Source organism: Subtercola boreus (assembly GCF_003399625.1).
Lineage (GTDB): Bacteria > Actinomycetota > Actinomycetes > Actinomycetales > Microbacteriaceae > Subtercola > Subtercola boreus_C.
The window spans coordinates 174,397-185,401 of the sequence record NZ_NBXA01000026.1; the positions used below are offsets into that span (position 1 = coordinate 174,397).

Below are 11,005 nucleotides of genomic sequence, written 5' to 3' on the forward strand. Positions count from 1 at the left end.
TATATGCCGTTCCCGGCCCGCTGTCCACTCGAATGTTGACCATTTTCGTGCTCTGCGGTATAACCGCGCCCTGCGTTCCCCCATTCCCATCCGCCGGCGCCCCCTGCCCGCCTCGTCGGACCCCCTTTTCCCCGCCCGCCGCTGCTTCGTCCGCCGAGGTGCTCCTGAAAGAGGTTCAGGGTGACGATGCGTCCCTGGCGGACGCAACGACGGTCTCCATCCTCTTCTGATCCTTCTCCTGCGGGGTCTGAGACGATCTCCAGCGATGCTCACGCCGACGCACCCGATGGAGGATGATCCGTTCGATCTCTGGCCAACGGAACATGACGTGCTCGTACGTCAGCCGCAGGTTGAGATGGTCGGTGCGGAAGAGTTCGAGGTTGCGTTCATGATCGACGGCGAAGGCACGGTCGTCGTCATGGAAGGCCCGCCCGTCGAGTTCGATCACGAACCGGTCGCCGACCAGGAGATCGACCCGGCCGACGCCACGCCGACGCGCCTGGGTTCTCACCCCGATTCGGAGGGAGGCCAAGCGGTAACGCACCAGCGACTCAAGCCCGGACTCGCTCGCGGGATCCGACCGGTCGATGACTCGACGGTGCTTCTCTGAGCGCGATCCCACTGAGGCGCGCAGCCGCCAGATCGTCACGAGTCGCTTGTTGAGCGCCGAGTCGACGATGGCCACGGCATTCTCCGGAGTGCAGCATGAAATGGCGTGGTCGAGCGCAGCGGGGATCGGCTGGATGGCGATCGGAAGTCTCCCTCGATCCGGCAGCCAGTGCACGCAGAGGTCGCTGCTCCGACTCGACACAGACGGCACTGTGCTCGAATTGCTCGGAACAGCCACGTGGAGTCTGAGGTCGGGCGGAACCCACAGCCCGTACAGTCGCGCCGCTGATGGCCCGGTCAGAGATCCGCCGGCCCTGACCGCACGCACGACCGTGATGTGCGCATCCGGCAGGGCATACCAGCCGCGGGCAATGCGTCTGATGAACCCGGCTCGGCATGCCCGCTGCAGATCGCGAAAAGCGATGCCGCGGCCGCTCAGCTGGGAGCCGTGGACCACGCCGGGCCACGGGAGGAGTTCAGGAGCAAAATCGTTCATGGTCAGCATCCTGCGCGCGCCGCGCACGACCCCCTGGCCGAACAGGGGAATCTGTGGACAACTGCCGTGATTCGGCTCCTGTGGAGGAGACTCGCGGGGCCCTCCGGCGCGGCCGGGCTTGATTCACCGACGACAACAAACCCGGGCCGTAAAAGAGGTTGTGACGCCCGCGCTGGCACTGAGCGACGTGTTGCCACCTCTGTTCCTCTTTTACGCATGAGACGGCTCGCGGGAGTCGGCGGGGGTGACGAGGGTGGGGAATGGGAGGGGGCACGGGGGTGGGGAATGGGGGGTGGGGAATCGGGGGGTGGGGAATCGGGGGGTGGGGAATCGGGGGGTGGGGAATCGGGGGGTAGGAAGGGGGGCGGGGTAGCGTGGGGGCGTGAGTGAGAACCGCGGCAGGCGCCGCACGGGAAGCGGCGGCGAGCATCCGAGCGTGACGCTCGGGAACGGGATGCGCGCAGTGGTCGAGGCCGACCGGCATCAGCCGGGGGCCTTCACGCTGGTGGTCGACGGCACGCCGCAGTCGCATGTCGCACTCGACGACCCGACCTACCTCGCGTTCGAGTACGTGCGACGCATCGGGCACGGGATCGACCTCGTGGCGCCGGAGGGCGAGGCGATCACGGCGCTGCACCTCGGCGGCGGGGCGTTCACACTCCCCCGGTACGCGGCGGCGACGCGGCCCGGGTCTCGGCAGCAGGTCGTCGAGCTCGAGAGCGAGCTGGTCGACTTCGTGCGGGAGCAGTTGCCGCTTCCGCAGGGCGCGCAGATCCGGGTGCGGCACGGCGACGCGCGGGAGGTGCTCGGCAAGCTTCCGCCTGGGCTGAAGGGCACGATCGACTTTCTTGTGGTGGACGTGTTCTCCGGGGCTCGCACGCCTGCACACGTGACAAGTGTGGAGTTCTACGCGTTGGCATCCGCGCTGATGGCGCCGACGGGCATCCTCGCCGCCAATGTGGCCGACGGCGCAGGGCTCGCCTTCGCACGCAGCCAGGCCGCGACGCTCTCGGCGGTGTTCGCGCACGTCGCCCTGGTCGTCGACCCGCAGGTGCTGAAGTCCAGGCGGTTCGGCAATGTGGTGATGTTCGCGTCGGATGCCCCCCTGCCGTTCGAGCGGATGCCCCGGCTGGTGGCGAGCGATCCGACCCCCGCGAAGGTGGTCGACGGAGGGGAACTGCGGGCGTTCATCCAGAGCGCGCCGGTGGTGACCGATCAGACGGCCGTGCCGTCGCCGCCGCCTGCACGCAGCATCTTCCAAGTGAAACCGGGCAGTGTGGGGTAGGACCGCAGTTCCCGCTGAGAGACCGGAGGCCGACCGATGACGAGAATGGCGAACAGCTCACTCGGCGGGCGGCGGATGGATGACGGGCAGGGGCGGCCCGGGCGCCGGGGCGCGATCGGGGCTGTTGCAGGACTCGGGGTGGCCATCGTGTTGGCGGTCAGTGGGTGTACCGACGGCGATCCACTGGTGACGCAGCCGGGGCCGGGCGCGGGCGGGACGGCGAGCGTCGCCCCGACGGGTACGGGCGTGCCGACGGCGGCCGCGACCACGCCCGCGACGGGCGGGGCGGCCACGGGTACCGGAGCTGCGTGGGGCGGCGCGGGGACCGGCGGTGTGGGGGCGTCGACGACGGGTGGGTTCCACCCCGTGGGCGACCCCGTGACCGTCGCCGTCGAGCTGGATGCGCCGTGGGCCATCGCGACCCTGCCCGACGGAACGGTGCTCGTGGACGAGCGGGACACCGGTGTGGTGAAGGAGATCCGGTCCGATGGGAGTGCGGGCGCGATCGGCACGGTGCCAGGAGTGGCTGCCGCCGGGGAGGGTGGACTGCTGGGTCTCGCAGCCTACGTCGACACGGCTGGCGTCATCGGCGGCACGGCGGCTGGCGGCACCGGGGCGGCTGGCGGCACCGCGCCGACCTACCTCTACGCCTACCTCACCACCGCGAGCGACAACCGCGTGGTGCGGATGCCACTCGAGGGCAGCCCCGGCGCCTTCAGCCTCGGCGCCGCGAGTGACGTTCTCACGGGCATCCCGAAGGCCTCGAATCACAACGGCGGACGGATCCTGTTCGGGTCCGACGGGATGCTGTACATCACTGCCGGCGACGCCAACCAGTCGGCGAATGCTCAGAACGTCGAGTCGCTGTCGGGCAAGATCCTGAGGGTGACGCCGACGGGGGCGATTCCGGCCGACAATCCGTTCGCCGGGTCGCCGGTCTACAGCCTCGGGCACCGCAATCCGCAGGGTATGGCATGGAGCTCGGATGGCACGATGTACGCGGCCGAGTTCGGCCAGAACACGTGGGACGAGCTGAACGTCATCACTCCGGGCGCCAACTACGGCTGGCCGGGTGTCGAGGGGCTCGGCGACGGCGGGCCCGGCGGCACCCTAAATGGCTTCACCAACCCGATCGTGCAGTGGACGACGGATGAGGCGAGCCCGAGCGGGCTCACCATGATCGGCGGCACGCTCTTTCTGGCGGGACTCGGCGGCGAGCGCCTCTGGTCGATCAGCCCGAGCGGTGACACTCCCGTCCTCAACAGCACCCTCGTGACGAACTACTACCAGGGATCGCTCGGACGGATCAGGGACGTGGCGGTGACCGCCGATGGCACCGGACTTCTTCTCGTCACCAACAACACCGATGGCAGAGGTTCTCCACAGGCTGGAGACGACCGACTGGTCCGTGTTGCTCTCTCCCCCGGCGCATCCTGAGCCGTAAGCTGAAGCAGAACCGAACCAGGAGCGCCCACCCTTGAGCATCATCACCGGCTACGACCCGAAGACCCTCCGCGAGACCGTCGACGTGGCCGCCGCGGAGCAGCGGCTCACCGAACTCGGCTCGCTCCGGAGCCTGTCGGCACTCAACGAGAAACTGTCCCTGCTGCGCCTGCTCGGTCGACTCGACGAGGCCTGGGACATCGCCAACGAGGCGCTTCGCCAAGCCCGATTCTCGGGCGATCGCGAGCAGGGGCTGGCCGCCCGCATCCGCCGCGCCCAGGTCCAGCAGTACCAGGGCAAGCTCGTGCCCGCCCTCACCGACCTGACGATCTGCGCCGAGGAGGCGCACGGTCACGAGTGGACTGCGCTCGAGGCCACGGCCCTCCACAATCGCGGGCGAGTGCTCTTCGACCAGCGCGAGTACCGCGAAGCCCTTGCCGACTTCAAGAATGCGGTGGTGCTGTGGGAGAAGTCCGGGGCCTCCATGGACCAGCTCGAGAGCTCCCTCGTGGCGATCGGCGTGGCCGAGGCGTTCCTCGGCAAGTAGCCGCCCGGTGCGGCGCGGCCTCCGCCCGGTGTGGTGCGGTGGGCGCCCGGTGTGGCGCGGTGGGCGCCTGACATGGCGCGGCCGAACGGACCGAGGGCGAGGTTCGGCGGCGATGTCGGCCGGGTGACTTAGGCTTCAGGCGTGGCAGACCTACACCGCGTGAGAACCTGGGCAGAAGCCCTCATTGCGCTGCACCTCGACAGTGATCCGAACCGCGGTGATCCGACCCGCAGTGATCCGAACCGCGGGGATCCGACCCGCGGCCGGTGGACGTTCGGGTTCGACAACGCGAAGACCCGGGCCGGCCAGTGCAACTACTCCCTGCGACGGATCACGGTCTCGCGCTACCTCGCGGCGCGCTACGAGGACGACGAGATCCACCAGGTGCTGCTCCACGAGATCGCACACGCCATCGCCGGATCCCGGAGCGGTCACGGCCCGAGGTGGCGGGCCGTCGCAAAGGAGCTCGGCTACGAGGGGAAACGCCTGCACCAGGGTGCGATCGCCGACGAGCTGGCACCCTGGATCGGCACCTGCCCGAGCGGACACCTGCACTACCGCTACCGCAAGCCGGCACGGGTGCTGGGCTGCGGGGCGTGTTCGAAGCGCTTCGACAGGGCCCACGTCATCCAGTGGGTGCACCGCGAGATCCCGGCCGCATCGAGGCGACAGGCCGGGACCCCGCGGCAGGGGGCGGCTACTCGGTGACGTTCACTTCTTTCCAGAACGCCACGTAGTCGCTGAAGTCCTTACCGACGCGGTCGATGCCCGACGCGTACGGCTTCGGGTAGCTCCAGGCGCGATCCTTGAGGGTCTCGTCGCCGGATTTCACGCTGAAGTACTGGCACTCGCCCTTCCACGGGCAGGTGTAAGGCGTTGCGCTCGTCACGAGGTAGTCCGAGTTGACGCTCGACGGCGGGAAGTACCAGTTGCCCTCGATGGCGATCAGGTCTTCTTTCGGGGCCTCAGCGATGACGGTTCCGTTGATGACAGCTTTCATGGGTGACCTCCAGATCGTTCGCGACCACCGATCGGCCGCTCACCACCATGCAACCACTCAGCTCTGTGAATCGATACCGCTTGCTTCGGCGACCACCTCGGCGTAGCCGGCCGACACGAGCGCGCGCCCGTTGACGGATGCCGACAGCAGGTGCCCGACCGCACGCTCGAGCCCGGTGAACGAAGCACACGCGGCGGCGGCCTCCGGCGAGGAGAAGTCGATCCCGAGGGCTGCCAGCGCATCGATCACGGCTCCGGCGGCGAGGGTGTCTTCGACAGTGTCCTCCGCGGCGATGACGGCGACCGAGACACGGTCGCCGGCCAGAACCTGCTGTTCGAGCATCCACCGTGCCGCGCGAGTGCGCGTTCGGAGATCGGCATGGATGACCGGCACCCCCTCGAGCGTCGGCACCGCGATGGGCGCAAGCGGTTGGCCGGCAGCCGGCACGTCGGGGAGGGCATCCACCCAGACCAGCACGTCCGCCTGCCGCCCCACGGTCTCGAGCGCTCCGGCACCCCTGCCGAACCGCACCTGGTAGTGGGTCTGGGCGGAGGTGGCGCGGGTCTCGGAGACGGGCTGCGGGTCGGTCTCACTCGTGTTCACCCGACAATCGTAGTGCTGTCAACAGGGCGCGGACGGGGCCGGGGTGAGTGAGACTGGGAGCATGAAGGTGATGCTGAAACTGACTCTCGACTGTTCCGTCGACGCCGCATGGCGGGCGCTGCAGAGCCCGACGGTGTTCCGTGAGGTGTCTGCGCCGCTGCTGAAGGTGGTGTCGCTCGAGGAGGGCGGCTTCAGCACGACCTGGCCCGAGGGCAAGAACCGGGTGGAGATCGAAGCGCTCGGGCTGGTTCCGATGGGTCGGCAGGTGATCGACATCGACCGCACGCGCACCCAGCACCCGGGGGTGCGCATCATCCACGACAAAGGGTACGGGGCCTCGGGCGCTCTCACGCTGATGAAGACGTGGGACCACCGGATGGCCGTGTCGGCCGACCCGTATGACCCGTCGAAGACGCTCTACCGCGACCGGTTGATCATCGGAGCGGGCGCGCTGACCCCGGCGATCTGGGTGAGCATGTGGGCGTTCTGGCAGATCCGCGGGATCCGGCTGCAGCAGCTCGCGCCGACCTGGTCGTTCGAGCCGAAGCATGCGGCGCCGGTGGTGGACGAGGTGGCGGAGGAAGTCGCGGCGTCGGGCCGTGGCGCCGCGCCGGGAGAAGCTGGCGCGGCGCCATTCAGCGGCGGCGCGGCGGCATCCAGCGGCGGCGCGGCGCTCTGATGGCCGACGCACGCACCGCGATCGAGACGCTCGACTGGCGCCAGCAGGTGTTCGCGCTCTACGCCGAGACGAGGAGGCTGGCGGCCGGCCCCGACACCGCGGTCGGATCGCACGGCACCGATCCCGCCGTGGAGGCGCACACCTTCTGGCGGGGAGCGCGCGACGAACTGTTCGCCACGCATCCGCAGACCCCGCTGTTGCCGGACGAACGGGAGGGGTTCGCGGGCCTGCCCGTCGCAGACTACGACCCGGCATGGCGGTTCGAGGTCGAGCTCGTCGAACCCGAGGAGCCCGCCCGCTTCGACTTCGAGACCGGCACCGACGGGGTCGTTCCGTTCGAGCTGGTGGGCCGCGCGGATGTTCCTGGCGTGGGCCTCCTCGACGTGTGGCGGCTGCAGTCCTACGGCGGCGGGCTGTTCCTGCCGATACGGGATGCCCTGGCCGGACGGCGCGGCGGCACGTACGGGGGCGGCCGGTACCTGCTCGACACCATCAAGGGTGCATTCCTCGGCGAAGGGGCCGCGCCGGCCTCGCTCGTGCTCGACTTCAACTTCGCGTACAACCCGTCGTGCGCATACGACCCCGCGTGGGCCTGCCCGCTGGCCCCGGCCGGCAACCGGGTGGCTGCCGAGATTCCGGTGGGTGAGCTGTACCACTGAGCGGACGGTCGCGCCGGTCGGGTGACCGTGCGCGGTGCGGGCGTCATACGCTAGGCTTGGACTACTTGCGAGCGCAATCGCGCGCTCCCTGCGTCGTAGAACGCACCTCTTCGTCACCGAACGGCTCTCAGAAGGCCCTCGTCACGGAGATGAATTCTCACGGCGAACGGATGTGCCCACCGGCACCTTCGCCACACTTCCACCGAAGTCCGGCCAACGATCGTGCGCCCAGCCCCGAGCTGAGGCCACGTGAGCCGGAATGAGATCGCGCAGACGCACTCCGCCAGGCACCAGAACGTGCCCGGCACGCGCAGTTCTCCGGCGGAACCGATGCCTGGAAGGCACCGAAACCCCCATGACCATTGCTCCTCCCACCACTCTGGCCGCTGCATCCGAAGCCACCGGCCCCTCGTTCGCCACTCTCGGCGTTCCCGCCCCGATCGTCGCCAAGCTGACAGCTGAAGGCATCACCAGCCCGTTCCCGATCCAGGTCGACACCCTTCCCGACACCCTGAACGGGCGCGACGTGCTCGGTCGCGGCAAGACGGGCTCGGGCAAGACGCTCGCGTTCTCCATCCCGATGGTCGCCCGCCTCGCCGGCGCGCTGGCCGGCGGCAAGCGTCGCCCGGGTCACCCGGTCGGGCTGATCCTCGCGCCGACGCGTGAGCTCGCCACCCAGATCTCGGCCGTACTGCAGCCGCTCGCCGACGCCTACGGGCTGAAGTCGACCACCATCTTCGGTGGCGTCTCGCAGGGCCGCCAGGTCACCGCGCTGAAGGCCGGCGTCGATGTCGTCGTGGCATGCCCCGGCCGCCTCGAAGACCTCATGAAGCAGGGCTTCGTGTCGCTCGACGCCGTGGAGATCACCGTGCTCGACGAGGCCGACCACATGGCTGACCTCGGCTTCCTGCCCGTCGTGACCCGCATCATGTCGAAGACTCCCGAGCACGGCCAGCGCCTGCTCTTCTCGGCCACGCTCGACAACGGCGTGGACAAGATCGTGAACCGGTTCCTCCACAACGAGGTTCTGCACTCGGTGGATGAAGCCAACTCCCCCGTCGCGGCCATGACCCACCACGTGTTCGAGGTGAACGACGCCGAGGCGAAGACCGCTCTCGTTCGAAAGCTCGCCTCGGGTACCGGCCGCCGCATCCTCTTCATGCGCACCAAGCACCACGCCAAGAAGCTGGCGCGCCAGCTGATCGACGCGGGCATCCCGGCCGTCGACCTGCACGGAAACCTCTCGCAGGTGGCCCGTGACCGCAACCTCGCCGCGTTCAGCGCCGGCGACGTGAGCGTTCTGGTGGCGACGGATGTCGCGGCCCGCGGTGTGCACGTCGATGACATCGAACTCGTGATCCACGTCGACCCGCCGGCCGAGCACAAGGCGTACCTGCACCGCTCGGGCCGCACGGCTCGCGCCGGCAGCGCGGGTGACGTCGTGACGATCATCCTGCCCGCCCAGCGGAAGGATCTCGACCAGCTCATGCGGAAGGCTGCGATCTCCGTGGCCGTCGAGCGCGTCGGTCTCGAATCGCCGTCGGTCGACGAGCTGGTCGGCGAGGTGGCTGCGTACGTCAAGCCGTCGGATGCTCCCGTGACGCTCACCGGTGGTGGCCGTTCCGGCGGCCAGGGTGGCGGCTCGCGCGGCGGCAACGGCGGTAACGGTGGCGGTCGCGGTGGACGCGGCGGCCAGGGCGGCGGCTCGCGTGATGGCGGCGGCTCGCAGGGAGCCAACGCCCAGCGGAAGCGCGGCCTGCGTGACGGCGCTTCGGCCGGTGCTGGTGCAGGGACCGGTTCCGACCGCCCGCGTCGCGGCGGTGCCGGTTCGGGTTCCGCCGGCGGAGCGGGCGGTGCCGGCGGCGGTGCCCGTCGCGGCGGCGGCCAGGGCGGCGGCGGTCGCGGCGGCCAGGGCGGTTCGACCACGGTGTGGTCGAGTGCCGGCGGATCGCAGACGGCTCCGCGCCCGCAGCGTTCGGCCCCGCGCCGCGCCCAGGGCTAGCCTCCCCCGGGGCCATCCCCGGGTCTCCGTCTCATCGAAGGGACCCCTCTCGTTCGAACGCTTCAGCGTCGGGACGAGAGGGGTCCCTTTGTCGCGCGGTGAGCGAGGGAGCAGGCGGGGGTGGGGTATTTTGGGCTGATGAGTCACACGAATGTCCTGCTCGACGTCGACACGGGGGTGGACGACGCCATGGCGATCCTGTTCGCTGTCGCGCATCCCGCGATCAACCTGCTGGGGGTGAGCTGCGTGGCGGGCAACGCCGCCCTGCCGCAGGTCGTCGAGAACACGGTGAGGGTGCTCGACGCGGCGGGGGCGGGCGACATCCCGGTCGCCGCCGGCGCGACGCGACCCCTCCTGGCGCCGGCCCGCGATGCGTCGCACGTACACGGCTCAGACGGGCTCGGCGGCATCGAGCTGCCCTCGACGACCCGCAGGTCGGTGGCCCAGGGTTCCGTCGCGATGCTGCGGGAGCAACTGCTCGCGAGCTCCGAGCCGGTGACGATCATCGCGCTCGCGCCTCAGACGAACCTCGCGCTGTTGCTCCGTACGCATCCGGAGGTCGCGGAGAAGATCGAGCGGATCCTGTTCATGGGCGGATCCGCCAGCGTCGGCAACGCCACGCCCACTGCGGAGTTCAACGTGTGGCACGACCCCGAGGCGGCCGCGATCGTGCTCGACTCGGGCATCCAGACGTTCATGTACGGTCTCGACGTGTTCAACCGGGTGGCTGTTCCGCTCGAGACGAGCGAGGCCTTGCAGATGAGCGGGAAGCGGGCAGAGCGGCTGGCGGGGGCCCTGCTCTCGCACCGCATCGGCATGGGGCCCGGCCGGCAACCCGTGTACACCGGGCTGATCGGCGACGCGGGCGCGGTGTGCGCTCTCGTCGATCCCGACGCCCTCACGGTCGAACGGCTGCCTGTCTTCGTCGAGCTCGCCGGAGCGAGCCGCGGCCAGACGGTCGTCGACCGGCGCCAGTTTCCGGGAGAGGACCGGATGCACGGGCTTCACTCGGCCGTCGGACTCACGGATGTCGCGCTCGAGGTGGATGCGGAACGCTACGTCGAGCTGTTCCTGCGCACGGTCGCGCTGCTCGACTAGCGAGGGCGGGGGCGCCGGCGCACGCAGGCGACGCGAGCGGCCGTCAGGCCAGCCGGCCCACCGACGCGAGCGCCGCGCGCAGCAGGGCGCCCCGGCCGCCTTCCATCTCCGCGTGGACAGCGTCGCTCGATGCCTCCTCGGGCGTCATCCACGTGAGTTCCAGGGCGTCCTGGCGTGGGTCGCAGGTACCGGTGACCGGGATGACGTAGGCCAGCGAGACCGCGTGCTGGCGATCATCCGTGAAGGCGCTGACACCCGGCATCGGAAAGTATTCGGCCACCGAGAACGGGATCGGGCTGGTGGGCAGCTGCGGGAACGCCATCGGGCCGAGGTCCTTCTCGAGGTGCCGGAACAGGGCATCGCGCAGGGTCTCGCCGTACATCACGCGGCCCGAGACGATCGTGCGTGTCATGTTGCCGCTCGACGAGACGCGCAGCAGCACGCCCACCTCGGTGACCTGCCCGAGACCGTCGACCCGCACGGGAACCGCCTCGACGTAGAGCAACGGCAACCGCCGTCTGATCTCTTCAAGCTCCTGGTCACTCAACCAGCCGGAGTTCGGGTCAGGGGTGCGAACGCTCATG

12 protein-coding genes are annotated in these 11,005 nt (G+C 69.7%); 8 read left to right on the forward strand and 4 right to left on the reverse strand.

Features of this window, described 5'->3' with window-relative positions:
- Positions 1-175 precede the first annotated feature (175 nt).
- Positions 176-1,105 (reverse strand): hypothetical protein, encoded by a 930-nt coding sequence (locus tag B7R21_RS14270; protein WP_116283912.1) that lies wholly within the window; start codon positions 1,103-1,105, stop codon positions 176-178.
- 454 nt (positions 1,106-1,559) lie between these two features.
- Between B7R21_RS14270 and B7R21_RS14275 the strand changes: the two genes are divergently transcribed.
- From B7R21_RS14275 to B7R21_RS14290, 4 genes are all read left to right on the forward strand, one after another.
- Complete coding sequence (locus B7R21_RS14275; protein ID WP_116284258.1) at positions 1,560-2,390, forward strand: spermidine synthase; 831 nt, start codon at positions 1,560-1,562, stop codon at positions 2,388-2,390.
- Between the two features lie 45 nt (positions 2,391-2,435).
- Positions 2,436-3,827 carry a PQQ-dependent sugar dehydrogenase gene (locus B7R21_RS14280; RefSeq protein ID WP_253259822.1) on the forward strand — a complete coding sequence of 464 codons (1,392 nt, stop codon included), beginning with the start codon at positions 2,436-2,438 and terminating at the stop codon, positions 3,825-3,827.
- A 40-nt stretch (positions 3,828-3,867) separates the two neighbouring features.
- A complete protein-coding gene (locus tag B7R21_RS14285) occupies positions 3,868-4,380 on the forward strand; it encodes a tetratricopeptide repeat protein (protein WP_253259823.1) in 513 nt (170 codons plus the stop codon).
- Positions 4,381-4,521: 141 nt separating this feature from the next.
- Positions 4,522-5,088 carry a SprT-like domain-containing protein gene (locus B7R21_RS14290; protein WP_116283914.1) on the forward strand — a complete coding sequence of 189 codons (567 nt, stop codon included), beginning with the start codon at positions 4,522-4,524 and terminating at the stop codon, positions 5,086-5,088.
- Here the strand turns inward: B7R21_RS14290 and B7R21_RS14295 are convergent.
- Complete coding sequence (locus B7R21_RS14295) at positions 5,078-5,380, reverse strand: DUF427 domain-containing protein (protein ID WP_116283915.1); 303 nt, start codon at positions 5,378-5,380, stop codon at positions 5,078-5,080. The genes B7R21_RS14290 and B7R21_RS14295 overlap by 11 nt on opposite strands.
- A 57-nt stretch (positions 5,381-5,437) precedes the next feature.
- Positions 5,438-5,983, reverse strand: coding sequence for a hypothetical protein (locus B7R21_RS14300; protein ID WP_116283916.1), 546 nt, complete (start codon positions 5,981-5,983; stop codon positions 5,438-5,440).
- A gap of 61 nt (positions 5,984-6,044) precedes the next feature.
- Between B7R21_RS14300 and B7R21_RS14305 the strand changes: the two genes are divergently transcribed.
- From B7R21_RS14305 to B7R21_RS14320, 4 genes are all read left to right on the forward strand, one after another.
- Positions 6,045-6,662: a hypothetical protein gene (locus B7R21_RS14305; RefSeq protein ID WP_253259824.1), complete on the forward strand. Its 618-nt coding sequence runs from the start codon at positions 6,045-6,047 to the stop codon at positions 6,660-6,662.
- Complete coding sequence (locus tag B7R21_RS14310; protein WP_116283917.1) at positions 6,662-7,321, forward strand: DUF1684 domain-containing protein; 660 nt, start codon at positions 6,662-6,664, stop codon at positions 7,319-7,321. Before B7R21_RS14305 ends, B7R21_RS14310 begins: the two co-directional genes overlap by 1 nt.
- A 355-nt stretch (positions 7,322-7,676) precedes the next feature.
- A complete protein-coding gene (locus tag B7R21_RS14315; RefSeq protein ID WP_116283918.1) occupies positions 7,677-9,323 on the forward strand; it encodes a DEAD/DEAH box helicase in 1,647 nt (548 codons plus the stop codon).
- 138 nt (positions 9,324-9,461) lie between these two features.
- Positions 9,462-10,421: a nucleoside hydrolase gene (locus B7R21_RS14320; protein ID WP_116283919.1), complete on the forward strand. Its 960-nt coding sequence runs from the start codon at positions 9,462-9,464 to the stop codon at positions 10,419-10,421.
- Positions 10,422-10,464: 43 nt separating this feature from the next.
- On the opposite strand, the gene B7R21_RS14325 is transcribed toward B7R21_RS14320, so the two are convergent.
- A complete protein-coding gene (locus B7R21_RS14325) occupies positions 10,465-11,004 on the reverse strand; it encodes an NUDIX hydrolase family protein (protein ID WP_116283920.1) in 540 nt (179 codons plus the stop codon).
- Between the last annotated feature and the right edge of the window lies 1 nt (position 11,005).

Coding starts and splice junctions, on each gene's coding strand:
- B7R21_RS14270 (WP_116283912.1), bottom strand. CDS start 1,105: ATGAACGATTTTGCTCCTGAACTCCTCCCGTGGCCCGGCGTGGTCCAC.
- B7R21_RS14275 (WP_116284258.1), top strand. CDS start 1,560: ATGCGCGCAGTGGTCGAGGCCGACCGGCATCAGCCGGGGGCCTTCACG.
- B7R21_RS14280 (WP_253259822.1), top strand. CDS start 2,436: ATGGCGAACAGCTCACTCGGCGGGCGGCGGATGGATGACGGGCAGGGG.
- B7R21_RS14295 (WP_116283915.1), bottom strand. CDS start 5,380: ATGAAAGCTGTCATCAACGGAACCGTCATCGCTGAGGCCCCGAAAGAA.
- B7R21_RS14305 (WP_253259824.1), top strand. CDS start 6,045: ATGAAGGTGATGCTGAAACTGACTCTCGACTGTTCCGTCGACGCCGCA.
- B7R21_RS14310 (WP_116283917.1), top strand. CDS start 6,662: ATGGCCGACGCACGCACCGCGATCGAGACGCTCGACTGGCGCCAGCAG.
- B7R21_RS14315 (WP_116283918.1), top strand. CDS start 7,677: ATGACCATTGCTCCTCCCACCACTCTGGCCGCTGCATCCGAAGCCACC.
- B7R21_RS14320 (WP_116283919.1), top strand. CDS start 9,462: ATGAGTCACACGAATGTCCTGCTCGACGTCGACACGGGGGTGGACGAC.
- B7R21_RS14325 (WP_116283920.1), bottom strand. CDS start 11,004: ATGAGCGTTCGCACCCCTGACCCGAACTCCGGCTGGTTGAGTGACCAG.